Raw genomic sequence first — 21780 nt, 5'->3', positions numbered from 1 at the left:
GCCCAACGCCGCCGCAACGCCTACCGCGCCTACCGCGAGTCCATGCCCCTCTCGCCCAAGGTGCGCCTGACGCAGGACGGCAGCCTGGAGATCTTCCGCCGCCTCCAGTACGGCGACCTTGCCACCCTGCACCTGGTGGACACACGCCAGTACCGCACGGACCAACCCTGCGACGATCGCTTCCCCGCCCTCGCGCCGTTCTGCTCCGACGGCCTCAACGCCAGCGAAGCGACCCTCACGGGCGCCCGCCAGGAGCGCTGGCTCTACGACGGCCTCAGTAACAGCGCCAGCACCTGGAACGTGATCGCCCAGCAGGTGATGCTGATGCAATGGGACGTGACCCTGGTCAAGGCCCTCGGCGGCAGCTACAACCCGGACGCCTGGGACGGCTACCCCACCGTGCGCCAACGCCTACTGAATTTCATCGCCGATACGCGACCGAACAATCCGATCGTGCTCAGCGGCGACATCCACTCCGCGTGGGCCGCCGACCTCAAGCACGACTTCGCCGATGGCGGCTCGGAAACCTTAGGCGCCGAGTTCGTCTGCACGGGCATCACCTCGCGCTTCCTGGATGCCCTGTCACCGCTACTCGGCCTCACCGTGAGCGCGGGCAACCCGCACATCCGCTACTTCGAGGGCAGGCATCGCGGCTACTGCGTCTGCGACGTGGACGACACGCGCTGGCGGACCGACTTCCAGGCCGTCCGGCGCACCGCCCACCCCACGCTCACCGTGGCGGACGCTGACGTCCCCGTGCAGACGATCGCCTCCTGGGCGATGCGCGCCGGCGACCCCGGACTGGTCAGCGCCTAACCGCCACACCCCGGCCTCGGTGACCCATGTGTCACCCCCCGACCATGACAAGCGTCACTACCGGCACCCACCCCGCCGGCGATCCAATGGAACCATCGCTAAGCCGCTTCTGGAGACGCCTCGTGATGACGCTAATCGACTGGTTCTGGGCCGATCATTGGCTCGGCCGTGCCCACGTGATCCTGGCCGCCGTGGCCCTCATCGCCGGACCGGCGATCTTCCTGACCCGCAAGGGCACGCCCACCCATCGTCTGGTGGGATTCGTCTACCTCTTGGCGATGCTGGTGGTGAACGCGTCGGCGCTCAGCACCTACGAGATGTCCGGCAAGCCGAACCTCTTCCACGCCTTCGCCCTCATGTCCCTCGGCGCCATCGTGCCCGGCTTCATCGCCATCGCTCGCAGGAACATCTCATCGCACTACTACTTCATGAGCTGGTCCTACTTCGGCCTGATGGCGGCCTTCCTCAGCCAGATCGCCACCCAGACGGGCCTGTTTCCGAGGCTAGGTGCGGCCTTTGGCGGGGTGAGTATCTTCGTGGTGGTGCTGGTGGCCTCCACGCTCGCGTCCTTCGCCGTGTCCTTCCTGATCAACCGCCAGGCGACGCGCCTGCTGCCGCGCTACGCGCCGGGCGAAGGCTAGTGGGCCGCTTGCCGCGGGTCAGTCGCTCGCTCGCTCGCCTCGAGGGAGTGGGCTAGGCTGATGCCATGGTGGTCGTGCAACAGTGCGCCCGGCCGCGCACGCCGCGACGGCTCGGCGAATGAGGTCCTGGCTGACGCTCGTGATCGCCCTGATCGGGCTACTCGGCGCAGGTGACCGCGCCAGCGCCACGCAGCCACCGCAGGGGGCACTCGACCTCGAGCTTGCCCTCGGGGATCTGCAGGGGCCGGGCTGGCGGGCCAGCGGCATCGCGCTCGTGCTCGAGTCACCGCGGGTGGGGCGTGCCGCCGGGCGCGTCGAGATCGACCGCCTCACCCTGCCGCCGCCCATCGGCGATCTGCGCCGCCTGGTCGCCCGTTGCGCCCGCCTCGACTACAGCTTGGTGCAGGTCCGTTGCCGGGAGGCGCAGATCGACCCCGGTCCCGACGGGGCCGGACTGCAGGCGATCCGCGGCGACATCACCTACGCGATATCTGACCGAGCGCTCAGCGTCAGCGTCACGGCCGAGCATCGCACGCTCGGCACCGTGCTCGTCGAGGGCACCGTGACGCCAGAAGACTGGTCCTTGAACGCGCACGCGGACACGCTGCCCCTGGAAGCACTGCAGTCCCTGCTAGGCGCGAGCGCCGAGTCCTTCTCCGTGACGGGTGAACTGAACCTCCACCTCGACGCCGAGGGCACTGGCAAGCAGTTCACCGCCCACTTCCGCGGCGGCCTGCGCGACCTCGCCGCCGCCAACCCCCAGGGCACCCTCGCGACGGATGCCCTGACCGTCGCCTTCGAAGGCGACGCAGCCTCCGCCCCGGCCCTCGCCGCCGTCGACTTCACGGTGCAGCTGGACGTGCCAAGCGGCGAGGCCTACGTCGAACCCATCTACGCCAACCTCTCCGACCACCCCGGCACCTTCTCCGCCACGGGCCGCCTGACACCACGCCGCGCCGATCTCACCCACCTATCGTTTTCACTGATCGACGTCATCGAGGGCGAAAGCACCGGCCCCATCACTCTCGCCAACGACGACGACCTGGGACGCTGGCGCATCCTCGACCTCCCCGTCACCTTCGACCCGATGCGCCTACCCGCCGCCTACACGGTGCTCCTGCAGCCCTACCTCGCCGGCACCGATCTCGATGACCTCGAGACCACCGGCGCCCTCCGTGGCACCGCACGCATCGTCGACGACCAGCTGCACGAAGCCCACGTGGCCCTCGACGACCTGCACGCAGAAGACCGCGACGGGCGCCTCGCCATCTACGGCCTGAGCGGCGAAGTCGATCTCTTAGCGGAGGGTCGCCAGCAACCGCGCTGGCTCGCCTTCGACGGCGGCTTCGTCTACGGCATCCCCTTCGGCGCCCAACGGGCCGACTTCGACGAGCGCGAGGCGGGCCCCGGCTGGCGCCTCGCCGCGCCTATCGACGTGCCCGTCCTAGACGGTCAGCTCCACCTGGAACGCCTGGACTTCACGCCGCCGAGCGCGGGCACGGATGCGCCGCCGACGATCGGTCTCGACGCCAGCCTCACCGCTATCGGCATGCGCGCCCTATCGAATGCCCTAGGTTGGCCTCCCCTGGCGGGCACCCTGTCGGGGCGTATCCCGAGCGTGTCCTACGAGAACGGGGACATCGCCATCGCCGGCACGCTGGAGGCCGAGGTGTTCAGCGGTCTCATCGCCATCAACGGCCTGCGCGTGCGCGAGCCCTTCGGCAACCGCGCCATCGCCCGCGCCGACATCGAGTGGCGCCAGCTCGATCTCGAGGAGCTGAGCAGCACCTTCTCCTTCGGCGCCATGAACGGCCGAGTCGACGGCTACCTCAAGGACACGGTGCTGCTCAACTGGTCGCCGTTGCGCTTCGACGGCGCCCTGTTCACGAGCCCCGGCGATCGCAGCCGCCACCGCATCAGCCAGCGCGCCGTCGACAACATCGCGAGCCTCGGTGGCGCCAGCGCCGCCCTGTCCTCCACCTTCCTGCGCTTCTTCGAGGACTTCGGCTACGACGAGCTGCGCCTGGGCTGCCGCCTGCAGGACGGCGTGTGCCGCATGACGGGCCTGGAACCGGTCACGGACGACACGGGTCTACCGGGATACCTGATCCTGCGCGGTCGCGGGTTGCCGCGATTGAAGGTGGTGGGGCATGCGGAGCGCGTCGACTGGCCTCAGTTCCTCGCCCAACTGCGCAGCATCACCGAGCCCGATGGGGAGATCAGTTTTGACTAGAATGGCCCCATTGCCCGCTCGCCTCGCGAGCCTGCCAGGAGAATTGCCATGCTCTCTCGTTCCCGCGCCGCCACGCTGGCGTTCGGCGCCCTGCTCAGCGCCTTCGTGGTCGCCTGCGTCACCATCAACGTGTACTTCCCGGAGGCCGCCGCCGAGCGTGCCGCCGATCGCATCATCGAAGAGGTGTGGGGCCCTGAGGCCGGCGCTGGCAACGACCAGACCTACCTGGCGCCCCAAGGTGCCGACCAGACGATCCTCGCCGCCTGGCGCGAGCGAACCGCGATCGAGGCCCAGCGCGCGGCGATCGGGCTACTGGACCTCGTCGTCCCCGCCGCCAACGCCCAGGTGTCCGCGGCGGACCTCGACATCAACACCCCCGAGGTACGCGCCCTCACCGACTCGATGAACAAGCGCTTCCGCGATCTGAAACCGCTCTTCGATGCGGGCGCCGTCGGCCTCACCAGCGACGCCCTGATCGACATCCGCGACCGCAACGCCGTACCCCTCAGCCAGCGCAGCAAACTTTCCCAGCTGGTGACGGCGGAGAACGGCGACCGTAACCGCCTATACGCCGCCATCGCCAAGGCCAACGGCCACCCGGAGTGGGAGGACGGCATCCGACGCACCTTCGCCGATCGCTGGGTGGCCCGGGCGAGCGGCGGGTGGTACTACCGCACGTCTAGCGGGGAGTGGCGGGCCAAATAGCGCGGCTTCCCTGCGCTGGCAGGCCAAAACTGTGAGTCAGGCCAGTCCCCTCGCGGGCGGGTCTTGGCATCGTGCGCAGGTACGTCTAACGAACGCTGCTGCCCGGCCCTGCGCAGGAGGCCCCGACCCATGTTCGATGCTGTCGAAACCACCGAAGAAGTCGTCGAGGATCAGGCCCACGAGCAACTCGTGTTCCGGGTTGCCGACATGTTGCTGGCCATCCCGGTCCTTCAGGTGCGGGAGATCTTCGATCGTACGCCGCTCCTGAGCCTGCCCCAGGCACCGCCCGAGGTGCTGGGCATGATCGACGTGCGCTCGCGCTCCATCGCCGTGATCGACTTCTCTCAGAAGCTGGGCCATGGGCCGATGGAGGCGCACGAAGGCAGCCGCATCGTGGTCCTAGAGTGCAACGCCCTGAGCCCGGATGAGGACGACGACGCTGAGGGCAGCCCGGATGATGCGCAGCTGCTCGCCATCCTCACCGACGGCGTGGTAGGGGTTACGGCCCTCGAGCAGGCGGACGACCAGCACCTCCCCACGGTCGGCGAGCGCTGGGACGCCACCTGCATGACCAACCTCGGCCGTTTGCCAACGGGTGAGGTGGTGATTCGCCTGGATCTCGAGGTGATGTTCGGCGGCGACGACTACCGCGTGTTCTCGGCCAGGGCCTGAGGCTTGCGGGCCCAGGCACCGAGGCGCCAGGCCGCGAACGCCCCTATCGCGGTCAGCACTGCCGTCAACGCATAGTAGTAGCGATAGCCTAAGCCGTCCGGATAGCGATCCAATAGCCACCCGCCGATCAGCGGCATCGTGATATCGGGCGTGTAGCCCACCACGGAGATCACGCCCACAGCCGTGCCCGTGAGCGCTTGGGGCACGCCGCCCACCTCCATCAGGGCGAAGTAGATCCCCCGTAATCCGAAGATGGCGATGGCAGCCAGGGCGATGTTCACCAGCACGAAGCCCAGCATCCCGCCGCCCGTGGGCATCACCACGAAGATTCCGAAGCTCACGGTGAGCACGATGAAGAGCGCCGTCGTGGTGCGGGCGACGCCGAAGCGGTCTGCCGCCATCCCCGCCAGCGCTGCGGACAGGGGCTTCAACCACTGACGCCCCACGCTGATCGCCCCCGCGGCGCCCACGGACAGGGCGAATACATCGCCTGCATACGGTGTGAAGTAGAACGATGCCCAATAGGCGGAGTAGGCGGTCAGCACCACCACGGCGATGAGCCACACGGTGGGCATGCGCCACACCACCAGGAATTCCTTAAGGCCGATCGCGTCCACCCCGGCCCGCCCGGCCGCCGCATCGTCCAGGCACACGGCACAGGCGATGCCGAGCAACACCACCACCGTGGAAAGCAGGGTGATCGCTCCGGCCAGGGATCCGGCCGAGCTTCCCAGCACCCAGAACAGCGCGAGCGCCGACGAGTTCAGGGCGATCTCGCTCACCCCACGGGTGCTCTCGAGCCAACCGAAGGCACGCCCCTGCTCGTCCTCACCGGCCCAGCCGCGCGTCATGCGCATCATAGAGGCCCAGAACAGCAACACGATGCTCACGCCCCAGGCGCCGTGGATCGCCAGGCACACGGCGTAGGACGGGTAGGTGGCGAGCCAGAGGCCCAAGCCCCCGGTGATCACCAGGCCCGCACTCATGAGCCAGCGCGGGGACCAGCGGTCGGCCAGCCAGCCGCCGGGCAGGTAGGCGAGCATGGAGGTGACGCCGAACACGCTCATGAGCATGCCGGACTCGGTGTTGTCGAGGGCGAGGGCGTCGGCGAGGGGCTGGTAGAACACCTCGCGCAGGAACGGCAGGAGGAAGATGGCGCCGCCGGAGGCGCCGAGGATCAGCATGACCAGGGCGCGACGCAAACGGGTCATCGGCGCGCCTCGGGGCAGTGGCGGTGGCTGCGGGCGACGACGGCTCCCTCCCTGGCCAGTCAGTCGGTGCGGGCAATGGCCTGCCCGCACGCGTGGTCACGCCCCTACATCTACCAGCTTTTCGCCACCGGTGCTCCCTCGGGAGCACGCACGCTACTGGGGCGTCGGCACTTCCTGGGTCGGTCGACGCAGCAGTTGCTCGAACTCTTCCGCGTTGAGGGCACCGTCGCCGTTCTCATCCGCAGAGGAGAAGTGGCGCGCGAGCGCGGGGGCGCCGGCGAGCTCGTCCCGGGTGATGAGCTCATCGCCGTTGCGGTCCATCTTCTTGAGGTAATTCGTCACGTCGGCCGCCGACACGGTCGTGGACAGGGCCGGGATCGCGATCGCCGCTGCCGCGACGAGGGTAGCCAGGGAACGCGGGTTACCGTGGGGTCGCATCGTGGATACTCTCCTGAAGGTCGAAGGGTGAATCATCGCGGTGCTCACGAGTCTTCATCCGTATTCATCTGCACCCACCAGGTGCGTACGGGGGCTTCCCGGTCACCGCCTTCGCAGCTCTCGGGGCCGACCACACAGCCGATGTCACGGCCGGGCTCATCGTCTTCGTCGTCCTCGTCGTCTTCCTCGCCCTCACCGTCGCCGCCTTCCTCTTGCTCCTCGCCGCCAGGGTCGGTGCAGAGCTTGCCGAAGCAGGTCTCCGGTTCGATGCCGGTGGCGTCGTCTTCGGTGAAGATGTAGACGACCTCCGGTGGGATACCCGGGCGATCGAGGGCGTCGACGTTCACGCCGCCGGTGGAGAGGTCCACGCTGTAGAGCTGCCCGGAGCCGAGCGCCGCGAAGCAACCGCGGGTCAACTCGTTCTGCGGCAGGTAGCTGGTGAACAGGGCGTTGTTCTGGAAGATGCGCGTCTGCGCCAGCACCTTCTCACCGGCCGCGGTGACCAACGGCAGCTTGAAGCCGGACACGAGCGCGTTCGGATCATTCTGCAGCACGGAGATCTCTGACAGCGTGTCGTGGGTGAAGCCGTAGCGCGACACGTACTCCGCCGCCGGGTCGTCCGAGTTGCCGAGTTCGAGGAAGGGGTAGTAGTCGCGCAGGACGTAGAAGTAGTCCTTGATGGTGCCGTCCTTCGGATGCGCGCGGTAGCCTGAGGCGATGGTCAGGTTGAAGAAGTTGCTGCCGTTGGCGGCGCCCAGGGCGAGGTCGGGCGCGTAGTAGAAGCGACGGTTGTCGAAGGGCTGGGCCGACTCGACGCCACCGACGGACGCCATCACGCCACCGGTCACCTTGAACTCATCGCCCTCCTCGCGCGGGTTGTGCACATCGAGGCGCCACACGCGCCCGCCGAGATCCGCGGCGTACATGCGGTCGACGAGGCCGTCGTTGTCGAGGTCCAAGGTGCGGATCGTGCCCGTGATGGCGTTGTTCATGTCCGCAAAGTAGGTTTCCTTGGTGGTGTCCTGCGTGTTCGCGGCACTGCCGGACCACACGAGCTCCCCCGTGAAGGCGTTGATCATGTAGATCGCATTGCCTTCGCTGTCGGCAGACCAGGCGGAGTAGTTGTCATGACGCTCGTCGTAGCCGCCGCCGAAGATCAGCACGTCCTGCACCAGCGAGTTGCCGAAGCTGCCCGTCTCCACCTTCGTGCGCACGAAGGGCGACCAGCTCTGACCGAGCTGTGCCATCCCAGGGGAGGTGCCGGAGAGCTTCCACAGCAGCCTCGGCGCCACCGGGTCGGTGTAATCGAGGGCGTAGTAGTAGTTACCGCCGCGACGCAGGCCGAAGTACAAGATCACCTGATCGCCAGGGTTGATCTCGCCGTCGCCGCCATCGCGCACCCAGGCGGTGATCGGGCCGTCGACACCGTAGGTGCGGTCGGCAGTTTCCGCGTTGGCGAACCAATCCGGTAGCTTGGGCAGCAGCTCGAAGGGCATGAAGGAGGAGATCTCCTCCCCGGTCTCGCCCTTGAGCGCATGGAGGAAGCCCTCGTTGGTGCCGACGAACACCACCGCTTCGGGCTCCACATCACCGTCGGCATAGGTCACCACCAGCGGACGGGAGTGCATGGGATCGCCCATCTCCTGGCGGGCGTCGTAGAGCTCGAGGTCGTTGTCCTCATCCTGCAGGTCGTTGCCGACCGCCCAGTCCACCAGGATCTCGATCTGCTGCTTCTTGTCCTCGAGCTCGAGGCCCTGGCCGCCGCGCTCGATCACGCGCTCCATGCCGGCTTCGATGGCGTCCTCCAGGTCGTCATCGGGGTAGAGCTGGTTCAGGTATTCGAGCAGCTCCGTGTTGTCGACGTTCATGGCCGTAACCGCTCCGCCGAACTCGGTGAAGACATTGCGGTCGGCAGTCAGGTGGGTAGCCGCGCCACCGGCGGAGACGGAGTAGCCATCGATCTCATCGCCCCACCAGCTGCGCGAGTCCTCGCGGAAGAAGCCGTTCGCCTCCTCGACCGCCGGCTGACCGTCGGCATCCACCACTACGAGGCCACCGCCGGTGTCCTCACCGAGGCGATAGCGCTTCAGGTTGCCCACCCAGCGGGTCCGACCCGTGGCCTGGAACACGCTGTAGTAGAGCTGATCGAGGTGGGTGGTGCGGTCGAAGGCGTTCACGGAGACGCCCGGGGAGGTGAAGGTCGTACCCGTCTCGTTGACGTCGATGAAGATCGATTCGAGCACGTTCAGGAGCGACTCGGCATCGTCGGCCAGGTAGTAGCCACCGCCACCACGCTCGGCGGTCTCCTCCAGCAGGCTGTTGTCCTGGAAGAAGCCGATCGTGTGCACCTTGATGTTCTGGAAACCGTCCGTCTCGTTGCCGTAGAGGTCGTTTTCGTAGAGGTAGGCGGCGATGTCGTCGAGGCAATCGCCGTTGCTGACGTCCGGGTTGTCCGTGCACTCAGCGGGGAAGCCGGGCCAGTCGGTCACCACGTCGTCGATGTCGAAGTCGAACACGGGAAGGCCATCGGTGAGGATGACGATGTGGTTCTCCTGACACTCCTTGATCGGGCTGATGTAGGTGTCGCCGTCGCGCGATTCGGGCACGGAGGGCGAGAGGAAATCTGGATCGGGGAACCACCAGCCGAGACCAGCGTAGGTGGTGTTCCCGAAGTAGACATCCCATCCCATCATGTAGTGGGCCGCCTCGAACAGGGTCTCCGACAGGGGCGTGGTGCCGTCGGCGATGAAGTTGTTGAGGTTCGTGATCAACTCATCGCGCGACACGGCGATGTCCTTCACGGCGTTGGTCACCATGCCGCCGCCCTGGATGTACCAGAAGGTGTCCGGGTCGGTGTAGCCCGAGTCGAAACGCATCATGCCGACGTTGACGTACTCGAGGTCGTTGAAGAACTGCTCGGCTACGTCTTGCACGACGTCCAGACGCGTCGTGCCATCGCCGTCCACCCAGCTGTTCATCGAACCCGAGGTGTCGATGATGAACAGCACGTTGGCATAGTAGTCCGGACCGAACTCGTAGCCGGCGGTTTGGTACAGCTCGGCGTCGTCGGCGAGGGCAGCTCCCGCACCGAGGCTCAGCCCCGCGGCGACGGCCAGCGTCTTGCCGATGATCCCTGCCCTGGTGACTTGCGCACCCATCTTGCTGCTCCTGAACATGTCGTTAGCGTTCACGTAGGGCACCCCGTGAGCGGGATGCATGCGTGTCGACTCGCGCCAGAGTGGGACCCAGTACTCAGTCCCGCCCTGCCAGAGCGACGGCCAGTAGACCGCGAACTCTAGGCGCAAGGGGCGATGAGATCGTGGCGGCGCGTCGCAGTTCGGCGGTAAATCAGCGTGATAGGTAAACTCCCAGGCAGCGCGTGTGACGTGGAGCAACCAGTTATGTAGCGCAGGCGCCGATGCACCGGCGTGTAGGAATGCTGGCACAAAAGCTTCATCCCCCCGTCAGCGCCCTGTTACATAAATGCAGCACCGTGGCCGGCGACATCCACCGCACGATCACGGGAGCCTCCCATGTCGATCACACCCCTTTCACGTCGTCACTTTCTGCAGCAGGCGGGCAGCGCCGTCGCCCTCGGCACGCTGGCGCCCACGCTGTCGGCCTACGCCGCGCGCCGCGCTCGCCAAGGCGTGAACCGCACGCCGACGAGTCCCTACGGCGACATCGCGCCGGTCATCGATCAAACCACTCGGCTGCCCCTGTTGAAGCTCCCCGAGGGCTTCCGCTACGCCTCCTACGGCTGGACCGGCGACCTCATGAGCGACGGCACGCTCACCCCCGATCGTCACGACGGCATGGCCGTGGTGGCCACCAGTCGCAACCTCGACGGCGACATCACCCTGATCCGTAACCACGAGCGCGGCGCCACCGAGCCCGGCAACCCCCTGCCCTTCATCGGCGACGGCCTCGCCCCCATCTACGACGACTTCACCCTGGAAGGAGTGATCAGCGGCATCGGCGGCGGCACCACCAGCATGACCTTTCGCCGCGGCCGGCTGATCGACCATCGCGCCTCCCTGGGCGGCACGCTCACCAACTGCGCCGGCGGACGCACGCCCTGGAACAGCTGGCTCACCTGCGAGGAGGTCACGATCCGCGGCACCATCATCGGCGCCAAAGACCACGGCTACGTGTTCGAGGTGCCGGCGCCCAACACGGGCCTCGTGGCCAGCGCCGTGCCCATCATCGACATGGGGTTCTTCGATCACGAAGCCGTCGCCGTCGACCCCGCCACCTCCTTCGTCTACCTCACGGAGGACAACGGGCCGAACAGCGGCTTCTACGAGTTCCGCCCCAACGATCGCTCTGGCCAGGTCGGCGCCCTCGAGCAAGGCGGTGAGCTCTACATGCTGAAGGTGGTCGGCCAGCCCCTGCGCGACCTGCGCGACGTGCAGGCGGGCGACGTGTTCGACATCGAGTGGGTGCGGGTGGAAGACCCCAACGCCGACCCCGAGTTCTTCGTCCCGCCCGAGGAGGACTTCCCGCCCATCGAAGGGTCGGGCAGGTCGGGCTGCTTCCTCCAGGGCGAGGCTCAAGGCGCCGCCTTCTTCAACCGCGGCGAGGGCTGTTGGTTCTACCGCGGCCTGATCTACTTCGTCGACACCTCGGGCGGTGCCGCCGAGAAGGGCACGGTGTTCGCCTACGATCCGGCGGCACAGCGCCTGACGGTGCTCTTCGTCTCCCCCGACGCAGTGGTGGCGGACAACCCCGACAACATCACCGTCAGCCCTAACGGCGGCGTGCTCGTCTGCGAAGACGGCGGCGGCGTGAACGACGAGGCCGGCGAACTCACCATAGGCACGCGCATGCTCGGAATCGAACCCGACGGCAACGCTTACGTGTTCGCCGAGAACAACATGATCATCGATGCCCCCCTGCCGGACCGGCCGTTCATCGAGCCCGCCGACTACCGGGGCAGCGAGTGGGCCGGCGCCACCTTCGGCCCCCTCGGCAACTTGATGTTCGTCAACATCCAGACCCCGGGCGTCACCTTCGCCATCACCGGGCCGTGGGAGCGCGGGCCGCTGTAGCGGTTTGCCGCAGGGCGGGCGCTGGGCCAACGCTGCCCGGTGCCCGTCCACCGAGCATCGCAAGGATCGCCAGCTCCACATCCCACCGCAGAAGCGGGACATCGCTTTGTGGTGTAGGATCCTAACGGAAACCATTGCTGGAGCATCGCCGTGATTCGATCATCCCTGGCGAAGGTACTGATCCTCGCGCTCACCGTGGGAAGCGCGGCCGCCCAGCCGCCGCAGGGTGCGCAGGTCACCGGCTTTGGGGGCTTTTTCTTCCGCGCCGAGGACCCGGCCGCACTCGCGGCCTGGTACCAGGAGCACCTCGGCATCGAGCGCACCCCCAAGTCCTACGACGAGAGTCCCTGGATGCAGGAAGCCGGGCCCACCGTCTTCGCGCCGTTTCCGGACATCCCCGACTTCCTGCATGCGGGTGAGAAGAGCGCCTTCGTCCTCAATTTCCGCACGGACGATCTCGACGCCCTCGTGGCCTACCTGAGCGAGAAGGACGTGGAGATGATCATCGACAAGGCGGTCTACCCGAACGGCCGCTTCGCCATGCTGTTCGACCCCGAGGGCAACCCCATTCAACTGTGGGAACCGGCCGCGCCCGCCAGCGACTAGTCGCCCCGCCCGGGGCGACCCTCAGCCCCCAGGCGAGCACACTTCCTAGCCAGCTATCACCTGCGAATCGGGCGGCGATACTGTCGCATCTGCGCTCCCTGTCCGTCCCTCCCCACGCGACGGGCACCGAAAATTCCGACCTTATGTCACAAGATCGCATCTTCGCCGCCCCGTAGTGCTATCAAATCGCTTAGGAATCGAGGTGGGACGGCATGCGAGGGAAGCTGTTGGGCGCATTGGGCGATATCAAAGGGATGGTGGCCATAGTCGCGCTATTCGCGGCAAACGTTGCCGGTGCCCAGTGCCCGGGGGACCCGCCGGGGCGTAGCGCCTACTTCGGCGACATCCACGTGCACACCCGCCTCTCCTTTGACGCCTACATCTTCGATACGCCCTTAGGACCCGAGGACGCCTACGACGCGGCCAAGGGGCTTGTCGTCGATCTGTCGCCCGTGATCCCGGGCCTGCCCAACCGGCGCTGGAAGATCGGCGCTCCCCTGGACTTCGCTGCCGTCACCGACCACTCCGATTTCCTCGGCGAAGTGAGCCTGTGCACCTCACCCGGGCTGGAGGCGGATACCTTCGCCGCCGATGACCTGGCCCTCGAACTCATCGACGAGGGCTTCGACGGCCAGGCGGCCACCCTGCTGCAGGCCTGCGAGGAATACCGCCAGACCGACGACAGCGCGGGCACGGCCATCCTCACCCAGCTGTGCCTGACTGCGCCCGAGAACGAGCAAATCTGCGCCGCCACGCAGACCCAGCTGGTCTCCATCTGGTCGCGCATCCTGCAGGCGGCCGAGCAGGCGTACGAACCCTGCGAGTTCACCACCTTCGCCGGCTACGAATGGACCGGCACCACCGCCGAAGCCCGCTCACGGGCACGCAACCACCGCAACGTGATCTTCCGCGACGTGCAGAGCCTGGTGGATGCGCAGTCCGTGCCGCTGATCTACCCGATCCTCACCAGCGACATCAACGTGCCCTCGCAGATGCGCGACTCGCTGCGCCGCGAGTGCCTGGGCGTGGAAGACGATGAGGCCTATCCCGGCCTCCCCGGATGCGACGTGATGGCCATCCCCCACACGAGTAACAACAGCCAGGGCACGATGTTCCAGCTCAACGAACAGGAGCGGGCGGCGGATCGGGCCGCAATGGAGCCCCTGGTGGAGATCTTCCAGCACAAGTCCAGCAGCGAGTGCGCGCCCTACAGCCACCCGGACGATCCCGACTGCGCCTTCGAGCCCTACGCCCTCGACCCGTTCCTGAACGAGACGCCGCAGAGCGTGACCCCGGGCTTCATGCGCCGTGGCTTGGCGATCGGGCTGATCCGCGAGCAACAGTCCGGCGCCAACCCCTTCCAGGTCGGCTTCATCGGCGGCACGGACACGCACAACGGCATCCCGGGCGCGGTGGAGGAGGACAACTTCCCCGGCCACGTCGGTGCCGCCGACGGCGGCCTCGCCAAGCGCATGGCTGAGAACAACGTGCCCTTCAACCCGGGTGGCCTGGCCGGCGTCTGGGCGCAGGAGAACACGCGCGATGCGATCTTCGAGGCCTTCCGCCGCCGGGAGACCTTCGCCACCAGCGGCCCGCGCATCCGCCTGCGCCTGGCGGCGAGCTGGCGTGCCAATCCCCTGCCGAGCGAGCCGAACGACCTGTGCGGCGAGCTGCTCCTCGACACCCTCGCGAGCGTCACCCAGATGGGCAGTCCCCTACCTCCCCAGGGCAGCGCCAACCAGCAGCCGCAGCTGCTGCTGGTGGCCGTGGCCGACGCCAACAGCACGGACCTCGCGCGGGCCAACATCGTGAAGGGCTGGGTCGATGACACGGGCGAGGTGCACGAGGAGGTGATCGCTCTCGCCGACGCGCCGGAGGGCGGACGCCGCCGCTTGTGCCGGGCCTGGATGGACGAGCAATTCGACCCGGATCAGGCCGCCTACTACTACGCCCGCGTCTTCGAGCTGCCGACCCCCCGCTACAGCAAGCAGATCTGCGACGCCCAACCGCAGGGCTGGAGCTGCGACGGCCCGGAGCCGCCGCCCATCTACCCCACCTGCTGCGATCCGGCGGTGTACACGGACATCGAAGAGCGCGCCTGGAGCTCACCGATCTACTTCGCGCCCACGGCCGCACCCTAGGCAACGGCTTCCCGGCGAAGATGCTGCGCGGTTTTCGCTCCGCGCGGCGTCCCATTACTATGGCCCTCTTTTTCTTCGCCACCCGGGTGAAAGGGCTAGCCCATGCACACCATCAAGCACATCCTCAAGCACGGCGTCGAGCTCGGCGAAACGGTCACCATCGAAGGCTGGGTTCGCTCACGGCGCACCTCCAAGGGCGGGTTCTCCTTCATTCACGTGAACGACGGGTCGTCCTTCGACAGCCTGCAGGCCGTGGCCCGCGAGGAGCTCGAGAATTACGAGAGCGAGATCAGCCAGCTGCAGACCGGCTGCGCCGTGCGCATCACCGGCGAGCTGAAGGAGTCCCAGGGTAAGGGCCAGGACCGGGAGATCGATGCCACGAGCGTCGAAGTGGTCGGCTGGGTGGATGACCCGGACACCTACCCCATCGCCAAGAAGCGCCACACCTTCGAGTACCTGCGCACGGTGGCCCACCTGCGCCCGCGCACTAACACCTTCGGCGCCGTCGCTCGCGTGCGCAACGCCATCGCTCAGGCCGTACACCGCTTTTACGCCGAACAGGGCTTCCTCTGGATCAACACGCCCATCATCACCGCCTCCGACTGCGAGGGCGCCGGTGACCTGTTCCGCGTCAGCAAGCTCGACGTGGTGAACAAGCCCAGCGACTACGAGCAGGACTTCTTCGGCGCCGAGACCTACCTCACCGTGTCCGGCCAGCTGCAGGTGGAGAGCTTCTGCTGCAGCATGAGCAAGGTGTACACCTTCGGCCCCACCTTCCGCGCCGAGAACTCCAACACGACACGCCACCTCGCCGAGTTCTGGATGATCGAACCGGAGGTGGCCTTCGCCGATCTCAACGACAACGCCGACCTCGCCGAAGCATTCCTGAAGTCGATCTTCCGCGACGTGCTGGAGGCCTGCCCGGACGACCTCGCCTTCTTCGCCCAACACATCGATAAGCAAGCGATCGAGCGCCTCCAGGCCGTGATCGAAAAGCCTTTCGTGCGCATGGACTACAGCGACGCCATCGACATCCTGAAGGCTTCGGGCAAGACCTTCGAGTTCCCCGTCGAGTGGGGCTTGGACCTACAGTCCGAACACGAGCGGTTCCTCACCGAAGAGCACGTCGGCGGACCTATCGTCGTCATGAACTACCCGAAGGAGATCAAGGCCTTCTACATGCGCGAGAACGACGATGGAAAGACCGTGGCGGCGATGGACGTGCTGGTGCCGGGCGTCGGCGAGATCATCGGCGGCAGCCAACGCGAGGAGCGCCTCGATGTGCTGGATCCGAAGCTGCAGGCCCACGGCCTGAGCGACACGCTTTGGTGGTATCGCGACCTGCGCCGCTACGGCACCGTACCCCACGCGGGGTTCGGCCTCGGCTTCGAGCGCGTAGTGCTCTACGTCACGGGCATGGACAACATCCGCGACATCAGCCCCTTCCCGCGCGTGCCGAACAGCGCCAGTTTCTGATCGCTTAGCAGGCCCTGGGGGCCGCCAACTGCATAATCGACCGTAAAGTCGGCCTCGTTGGCGGCCTGGCCTGTGCCAGACTGCGTCCAAGCTTTCCCACGGATGAGGAGCGAGGACGATGAGACTGAGCACGGAAGCCCTTCGAGTAACTCTTGCCTGCGGCGTGCTGGGCGCGGCCAGCGTGGCGAGCGGTGCATCGATCACCACCTTCAACTCACCGTCCGAGTATTTCGCTGCCCTCAGCAACCCGACCGTGCTGGCCTTCGAAGCGCCCGCGCTGGGCACCGTGTTCCCCGAGGGCTCCGGCTTTTCCGGGATCACCTTCACGGACTTCCCTGACGAGACCTTCGGCGGCCTGATCACCGATCAGTTCGCGGCCTTCGGCAACCAGAGCCTGAGCGTCGACCGGGATGGGGAGTTCTCCGACTTTTTCTTCGAAGGCGAGAGTTTCTCCGTGGCCTTCGATGCACCGGTGAACGCGGTGGGTCTGTTCTTCAACATCGTGCCCGCGGACGATGTGGAGGACTTCCTGTTCATCAGCACGCCGGTGGGCGATGCCTTCGGCGGCGGGGCGGACCCGGTGGGGATCACCAGCTTCTTCTTCGTCGGCCTGATCTCCGACACGCCCTTCTCGAGCGCCACCTTCGGCTCCACCGTGGATGCCCCGGGCGGCTTCAACGTCGACGATCTGAGCTTCCAGGTGGTGCCGATTCCGGGCGCTCTTTGGTTGCTGGCCGGTGGCCTGCTCGCCCTGACCACCCAGCGTCGCAAGGGCTAGGCCGCTTCACTCCGATCACTGTCGCCACCCACCCGGGCATCGCCTCTTCGCTCGCGCAGCCAAGCCGACACGAGCGAGCGTTTCATGGGCGCGGCGTACAGGGGCCCTTGCTGCAGGTGGCACCCGAGGGACTGCAATAGCTCGGCCTGTTCGAGATCACGCACGTCCTGGGCCAGCAGTTCGATGCCCCGCTGCTCTGCGGCCCGCGCGATCACCTCGAGACCGCGCTGACGTGCCAGGGTCAGGCCGTCGGGCGCGGTGAAGGACGCGGCGAACTTGACCCGCTCAGGCGCGAGGTGCTCCAGGCGCACGAACAGGGCCGAGGCGCTGGTGATGTTGGCCAGGGACAACCCCACGCCGGTGTGATGCAGGGCATCGAGGTTGGCACACAGGCGCTTCTCATCGGCGAGATCGAGGTCCGCGAGTTCGCCATCGTCCACCTCGATCAGCAGCGAATCGGGCTCGACGGCGAACTCCGCGAGCAGCGACAGCACGCGCTCGGCGAAGGTCTCGGCGCGAAGCTGAGCCACGGACACGCCCACGCTGAACATCCTGAGCGAACTGTAGCCCGCCGCCTGCCAGCGCCCGAGGGCACGCGAGCCGGCCACGATGGAGCGCTCGAGCAGGTGATCGCCGAGCGTGGCGTAGCCATCGACCCGCACCACTTCGTGGGCGCCGTGCATCTCGCCCTGGCCGTCGATCCAGCTCATGCGCAGATCGATCGAATCGGTGCGGTCCGCCCGCACCACAGGGACGTACCAGGTGTGCACCGTGTCGCGCGCGAGGGCCGCGCGCAGGGGGTCGAAGCGCGCGTCGCGCACGGCGGGCACCCCACCGGGCTCGCGCCCCTTGAAGCGGTACCAGTGGCCCGACCCTCGCGCACTCGCTTCGTCGAGCGCGTCCTGGGCCTTGGCCAGCAGCTGATTGAAGTCGCCGGGGGCATCGGTGCTCACCGCGATGCCGATGTTCACCTCCAGGCGCACCACCTGACCTTCGAGCATGAGCGGGGACGCGAAGCGCTCCAGCAGGCGTGCGCTCAGCCCCTCCACCTCCTGCGTGCCCTGCACGTCAGGCACCATCAGGAGCAGCTTGTCGCCGCCGGCGCGGGCGGGAAAGTCCGCCTCGCGACACTCGGTGCGCAGCACATCCGCGGCTTCTTGCAGGAGTGCATCGCCGGCACCGTACCCAAGGGACTCATTGACCGCCTCGAGGGCGCCGAGTTCCAGGTAGAGGAGCGCCACCACCCGCTCACCACGCTGGGCATTGGCGATCGCCCGGTTGCCGTATTCCATCAGGCAGCGACGGTTGGGCAGGCCCGTGAGTTCATCGTGCAGGGCGCGGCGGCGCAGCTCGTCGCGTACCTGGGCGAGGGCTTGGCGCCCTTCGCTGAGCTCCTGCATGAGGCGGCTGACTTCGCTGCGCGCATGGGCGAACTGGCGCGTGCGATCGGTGGTCTCCCGTGCGATCGGCGCGAAGACGTAGCGCGCTTCGAGGGCGAGGCCCGCGAGCGTCAACAGGTAGACCAGGGCAGCGATGATCTCCACCACCATGACCTGACGACGCTGCTGGGCGCGGAAACGGTCGGCGAGGGTGCTCAGGCGCGTGAAGAGGGTGCCCTCGGCCAGCTCGGTCAGGGCGCGGGTGGTCTGCAGGGGATCGGCGGCGTCATCGCCCGGCTGCAAGAGGGTGTCCACCTGCTCCAACAGCATCGTGAACAGGCCGTCCACGCCGAGGTCGGGTTGCGCGAGGAGCGCGCGCAGGGTGCGCGAGCGAGGCATGTCCGCCTGGCGGAGATCTTCCCCGGTGCGCAGCCAGGCTTGCCCATCGCTCACGCGGGCGGCGGTGGCCTCGAGCTTCTCACGTAGATCGAGCCGACTCGCCTCCTCTTCGGTGCGGACCAGTCGATTGGCCTGCAGGGCGAGGCGTTGGGAGAGGGCCGCCTGATGCTCGAGCAAGGTGGTGACGCGGTCGCCCCGCTCGTCGATCGACGCGCTCAGGCGATGGCTCAGGAAGGCTGAGGTGGCGGTCAGCGCGATGAGGGACAGGGCGAAGACGTAGCTGCGCGTGATGCGCTGATGTACCTCCTCCTCCGGTCGGACAAATCGTGCTTTCTTCGCCATGGCTCTGCTTTCTCAACGCCGAAACAGCCGCCCCACTTCTTATGTGAGCCGGATGGAGAGAGCATGCAGTGGCGATAGGCGGCACGAGGGTGGCCGGTTCTCAGAACAACCCGCAGGTGGCGGCTCGACGCACGGAAAACGACACGTGCGTCACAGCTTTGACGCGCAACCGCCCGTGCTGGCCGCTCAGGTGAATCCCTGAGCACTACCTAGTGCGATCGGTCGGTTCGGTCTGGAGGAATGCCGGCGGCAGGGAGAAAGACACCGCTAGCGAAGGGTGAGGCGGTCAAAATCGACCGCCCCACGCGCAACGTGCGGACTTAGGCAGCCTGCAGGTTGCCGGCAGCCGGACGGCCACGCTCGGTCACGACTTCGTAGCTCACGCGCTGACCTTCGGTCAGCGTGTCCATGCCAGCGGCCTGGACGGCGGTGATGTGGACGAATACGTCCTTCTCACCGTTCTCCGGAGCGATGAAGCCAAAACCCTTGTCAGTGTTGAAAAATTTAACGGTTCCGATAGCCATGAGGCCTCCAATAAGCGATGGAACGCGCACACCGTTGTGCGCAGTTAAGAACAACCTGATGGTCTCTCGATGTCTTGAACGCCGCACCCCAAGGAACCGGGGTGGGTAGCTGAAAAGGCAGGCGAAAAGCTCAGATCGCGTGCGCACGTTGCCCGCAATTTCACAAAAGGTCAAGCCGTCGCGCTCAGTAAACAACTGAGTTGACGCCTCCGTGAAGCGGGGTTTTCCAGTGAGTTGTCCGGACATGGCGTAGCGCCCGGGCTGCCCGCGCACGCAGGCCGCAGTCTGTCAAGTAGATGTGGAGAACAACGATTCTGTGGACCGCCCTGCCAGCGGAGCACCGCTCGTCGATGCCCTAGCTGCACCGACCCAGCCATTTCCAGAGCACCGAGATGCGACGTTTCCCTCCGGCCCCGCAACGTCTACCCTGTCGCCCGTCCGCGGCGCTTTCTTGGCACCCGACACAGGGACTACGGAGAACTCGATGATCGGCAGACTGTTCAAGTGGCTAGGCCTCCCCCTACTCGCCCTCCTGGTGCTCCTCGGCGCCTTCGCGGCGCACGAGTGGAATGCGCAGAAACCCTTTTTCGTCAATAACTTCTACAACCGGGCCTTCATAAAGTTCATCCTCCGCAGCCCCGAGCAGCTCACCGCCATGGGCATCCTGGAGTCGCTCGGGATGCACGGCCACAACGCGAAGTGGGACGACAGCTCCCTGGCCGCCGAGGAAGAGGAGTTCGAGTACCTCGACGACATCATGCGCAGCATGGCGCTCTACGCCGACGACGAGCTCGAACCGGACCAGCTGGTCTCCAAGCGCGTGGTCATGGAGCTGCTCGGCAACCCCGAGGAGCAGCGCCGCTACCGCTTCCACGACTATCCCGTGAACCAGATCTCCGGCCTGCAGATCAACATCCCGAACTTTCTGGACACGTTCCACCGCATCCAGAAGGCGCGCGACGCCGAGCACTACATCGCGCGCCTCGAGGGCATCGAAACGAAGCTGGACCAGTCGATGGAGGGGCTGCTGGTGCGCGAGGAAAAGGGCATCATCCCGCCCACCTTCGTGATCGAGCGCTCGCTCGAGATCATGCGCGAGTTCGTGGCGCAGCCGGCCGAGGAGAACATCCTCTACGCCTCCTTCGCCAACAAGCTCGAGGACGCGGAGGCAATCGACGAGGTGGCCGCCGCGGCCTTCCTGGCGGACGCCGCGAGCAACATCGAGCAGCACGTCTACCCGGCCTACGAGCGCTACATCGACTACTTCACGGCGCTGCTCGCGAAGTCCACCGACGATGCCGGCGTGTGGAAGCTCCCGGACGGCGAGGCCTTCTACAACTACACCCTGCGCCAGAACACGACCACCACGCTCACCGCGAACGAGATCCACGCCACGGGGCTCGCGCAGGTGGAGCGCGTTCAGGCGGAAATGCTGCGCATCCTGGCCGAGCAGGACATCGATACGAGTGCGGGCTTCACGGCGGCCATCGACGCCCTCGCGGAGGATCCCCGCTTCTATTACGAGGACAACGATGCTGGCCGCGCACAGATCCTCGAGGACTACGCCGCCATCATCCGCCAGATCGACGAGGGCCTGGACGCTGCCTTCTACGACCGCCCGCAAGCGCCGGTGGAAGTGCGTCGGGTGCCTGAGTTCTCGGAGAAGAGCGCGCCGGGCGCCTACTACAACGGCCCGTCGATGGACGGCTCGCGGCCCGGGATCTTCTACGCCAATCTCTACGACATCAAGGCGACGCCCAAGTACGGCATGCGCACCCTCGCCTACCACGAGGCGGTGCCGGGCCACCACTACCAGATCGCCACGGCGGCCGAGCTGGACGGCGTGCCGGAGTTCCGCAAGCAGGTGGGCTTCACCGCCTATGCGGAAGGTTGGGCGCTATACGCCGAGCGCCTCGCCTGGGAGCTCGGCTTCCAGCAAGACCCCTTCGACAACCTGGGCCGTCTGCAGGCGGAGCTGTTCCGCGCCGTGCGCCTGGTGGTCGACACGGGCATCCACGCCAAGCGCTGGACCCGCGAGGAGGCGATCGACTACATGAAGCGCAACACCGGGATCGCCGAGAGCGACGTGGTGTCGGAGATCGAGCGCTACATCGTGTGGCCGGGGCAAGCCACCTCGTACATGGTCGGCATGATGGAGATCCTGCGCCTGCGCGACGAGGCACGGGCAGCCCTCGGCGAACGCTTCGATCTGCGCGACTTCCACCAGGTCGTGTTGAAAAACGGTGCCGTACCCCTACATCTGCTGCGCGAGCTGGTGAACGAGTACATCGCCAATCCCCCCGCCGCCACCGCGGAGCCTACGCCGGCCGTCTGAGGGCGCGCCGGCACCTCGGCCGGCGTACCGATT

Annotated in this window: 16 protein-coding genes; 11 read left to right on the top strand and 5 right to left on the bottom strand. The window is 66.8% G+C overall.

Annotation, left to right across the window (positions count from 1 at the left end; translation table 11 throughout):
• The 5 genes from AAF184_04660 to AAF184_04640 form a co-directional block, all read left to right on the top strand.
• On the top strand, positions 1 to 816 hold an 816-nt coding region (locus tag AAF184_04660; protein MEO0421601.1), incomplete at its 5' end, for an alkaline phosphatase D family protein.
• A gap of 125 nt (positions 817 to 941) precedes the next feature.
• On the top strand, positions 942 to 1457 hold the full coding sequence (locus AAF184_04655) for a DUF2306 domain-containing protein (protein MEO0421600.1): 516 nt from the start codon (positions 942 to 944) through the stop codon (positions 1455 to 1457).
• A gap of 118 nt (positions 1458 to 1575) precedes the next feature.
• Complete coding sequence (locus AAF184_04650) at positions 1576 to 3690, top strand: hypothetical protein (protein MEO0421599.1); 2115 nt, start codon at positions 1576 to 1578, stop codon at positions 3688 to 3690.
• A 48-nt stretch (positions 3691 to 3738) separates the two neighbouring features.
• Positions 3739 to 4395 (top strand): DUF1318 domain-containing protein, encoded by a 657-nt coding sequence (locus AAF184_04645; protein MEO0421598.1) that lies wholly within the window; start codon positions 3739 to 3741, stop codon positions 4393 to 4395.
• Between the two features lie 129 nt (positions 4396 to 4524).
• Positions 4525 to 5067 (top strand): chemotaxis protein CheW, encoded by a 543-nt coding sequence (locus tag AAF184_04640; protein MEO0421597.1) that lies wholly within the window; start codon positions 4525 to 4527, stop codon positions 5065 to 5067.
• Here AAF184_04640 and AAF184_04635 read toward each other — a convergent pair.
• The 3 genes from AAF184_04635 to AAF184_04625 form a co-directional block, all read right to left on the bottom strand.
• The gene (locus AAF184_04635) at positions 5040 to 6278 is read right to left on the bottom strand and encodes an MFS transporter (GenBank protein ID MEO0421596.1); all 1239 of its coding nucleotides are present in this window, start codon (positions 6276 to 6278) and stop codon (positions 5040 to 5042) included. The two genes, AAF184_04640 and AAF184_04635, sit on opposite strands and share 28 nt — an antisense overlap.
• A 153-nt stretch (positions 6279 to 6431) precedes the next feature.
• Entirely contained in the window at positions 6432 to 6716 is a 285-nt protein-coding gene (locus AAF184_04630; GenBank protein ID MEO0421595.1) for an EF-hand domain-containing protein, read from the bottom strand.
• Positions 6717 to 6760: 44 nt separating this feature from the next.
• A complete protein-coding gene (locus tag AAF184_04625; GenBank protein ID MEO0421594.1) occupies positions 6761 to 9874 on the bottom strand; it encodes a PilC/PilY family type IV pilus protein in 3114 nt (1037 codons plus the stop codon).
• A gap of 375 nt (positions 9875 to 10249) precedes the next feature.
• Here AAF184_04625 and AAF184_04620 point away from each other — a divergent pair, with 375 nt between their 5' ends.
• The 5 genes from AAF184_04620 to AAF184_04600 all read left to right on the top strand — a co-directional run bounded on the left by AAF184_04620 (position 10250) and on the right by AAF184_04600 (position 16768).
• The gene (locus AAF184_04620) at positions 10250 to 11767 is read left to right on the top strand and encodes an alkaline phosphatase PhoX (GenBank protein ID MEO0421593.1); all 1518 of its coding nucleotides are present in this window, start codon (positions 10250 to 10252) and stop codon (positions 11765 to 11767) included.
• A gap of 150 nt (positions 11768 to 11917) precedes the next feature.
• Positions 11918 to 12373 (top strand): VOC family protein, encoded by a 456-nt coding sequence (locus AAF184_04615; protein ID MEO0421592.1) that lies wholly within the window; start codon positions 11918 to 11920, stop codon positions 12371 to 12373.
• Between the two features lie 212 nt (positions 12374 to 12585).
• Entirely contained in the window at positions 12586 to 14514 is a 1929-nt protein-coding gene (locus tag AAF184_04610) for a DUF3604 domain-containing protein (GenBank protein MEO0421591.1), read from the top strand.
• Positions 14515 to 14616: 102 nt separating this feature from the next.
• Positions 14617 to 15990, top strand: coding sequence for an asparagine--tRNA ligase (gene asnS / locus AAF184_04605; protein ID MEO0421590.1), 1374 nt, complete (start codon positions 14617 to 14619; stop codon positions 15988 to 15990).
• A 118-nt stretch (positions 15991 to 16108) separates the two neighbouring features.
• Complete coding sequence (locus AAF184_04600) at positions 16109 to 16768, top strand: hypothetical protein (GenBank protein MEO0421589.1); 660 nt, start codon at positions 16109 to 16111, stop codon at positions 16766 to 16768.
• Here AAF184_04600 and AAF184_04595 read toward each other — a convergent pair.
• Both AAF184_04595 and AAF184_04590 read right to left on the bottom strand, forming a co-directional pair.
• Positions 16765 to 18888 (bottom strand): diguanylate cyclase, encoded by a 2124-nt coding sequence (locus AAF184_04595; GenBank protein ID MEO0421588.1) that lies wholly within the window; start codon positions 18886 to 18888, stop codon positions 16765 to 16767. The genes AAF184_04600 and AAF184_04595 overlap by 4 nt on opposite strands.
• Positions 18889 to 19208: 320 nt before the next feature.
• Positions 19209 to 19412: a cold-shock protein gene (locus AAF184_04590; protein ID MEO0421587.1), complete on the bottom strand. Its 204-nt coding sequence runs from the start codon at positions 19410 to 19412 to the stop codon at positions 19209 to 19211.
• A gap of 484 nt (positions 19413 to 19896) precedes the next feature.
• Between AAF184_04590 and AAF184_04585 the strand changes: the two genes are divergently transcribed.
• Positions 19897 to 21747, top strand: coding sequence for a DUF885 domain-containing protein (locus AAF184_04585; protein MEO0421586.1), 1851 nt, complete (start codon positions 19897 to 19899; stop codon positions 21745 to 21747).
• Positions 21748 to 21780 lie beyond the last annotated feature (33 nt).

The sequence above is a fragment of the Pseudomonadota bacterium genome (genome assembly GCA_039815145.1).
In the GTDB taxonomy this organism is placed as follows: domain Bacteria; phylum Pseudomonadota; class Gammaproteobacteria; order Steroidobacterales; family JBCBZW01; genus JBCBZW01.
Note: the sequence above shows the minus strand (reverse complement) of the source record. Positions and strands in the feature narration are given on the sequence as shown.

What these genes read in the sequence shown, in the direction of transcription:
- AAF184_04590 (MEO0421587.1), bottom strand. Translation starts at nt 19,412, where the DNA reads ATGGCTATCGGAACCGTTAAATTTTTCAACACTGACAAGGGTTTTGGC.
- AAF184_04630 (MEO0421595.1), bottom strand. Translation starts at nt 6,716, where the DNA reads ATGCGACCCCACGGTAACCCGCGTTCCCTGGCTACCCTCGTCGCGGCA.
- AAF184_04635 (MEO0421596.1), bottom strand. Translation starts at nt 6,278, where the DNA reads ATGACCCGTTTGCGTCGCGCCCTGGTCATGCTGATCCTCGGCGCCTCC.
- AAF184_04610 (MEO0421591.1), top strand. Translation starts at nt 12,586, where the DNA reads ATGCGAGGGAAGCTGTTGGGCGCATTGGGCGATATCAAAGGGATGGTG.
- AAF184_04625 (MEO0421594.1), bottom strand. Translation starts at nt 9,874, where the DNA reads ATGGGTGCGCAAGTCACCAGGGCAGGGATCATCGGCAAGACGCTGGCC.
- asnS (MEO0421590.1), top strand. Translation starts at nt 14,617, where the DNA reads ATGCACACCATCAAGCACATCCTCAAGCACGGCGTCGAGCTCGGCGAA.
- AAF184_04650 (MEO0421599.1), top strand. Translation starts at nt 1,576, where the DNA reads ATGAGGTCCTGGCTGACGCTCGTGATCGCCCTGATCGGGCTACTCGGC.
- AAF184_04620 (MEO0421593.1), top strand. Translation starts at nt 10,250, where the DNA reads ATGTCGATCACACCCCTTTCACGTCGTCACTTTCTGCAGCAGGCGGGC.
- AAF184_04595 (MEO0421588.1), bottom strand. Translation starts at nt 18,888, where the DNA reads ATGGCGAAGAAAGCACGATTTGTCCGACCGGAGGAGGAGGTACATCAG.
- AAF184_04585 (MEO0421586.1), top strand. Translation starts at nt 19,897, where the DNA reads ATGATCGGCAGACTGTTCAAGTGGCTAGGCCTCCCCCTACTCGCCCTC.
- AAF184_04655 (MEO0421600.1), top strand. Translation starts at nt 942, where the DNA reads ATGACGCTAATCGACTGGTTCTGGGCCGATCATTGGCTCGGCCGTGCC.
- AAF184_04640 (MEO0421597.1), top strand. Translation starts at nt 4,525, where the DNA reads ATGTTCGATGCTGTCGAAACCACCGAAGAAGTCGTCGAGGATCAGGCC.
- AAF184_04600 (MEO0421589.1), top strand. Translation starts at nt 16,109, where the DNA reads ATGAGACTGAGCACGGAAGCCCTTCGAGTAACTCTTGCCTGCGGCGTG.
- AAF184_04645 (MEO0421598.1), top strand. Translation starts at nt 3,739, where the DNA reads ATGCTCTCTCGTTCCCGCGCCGCCACGCTGGCGTTCGGCGCCCTGCTC.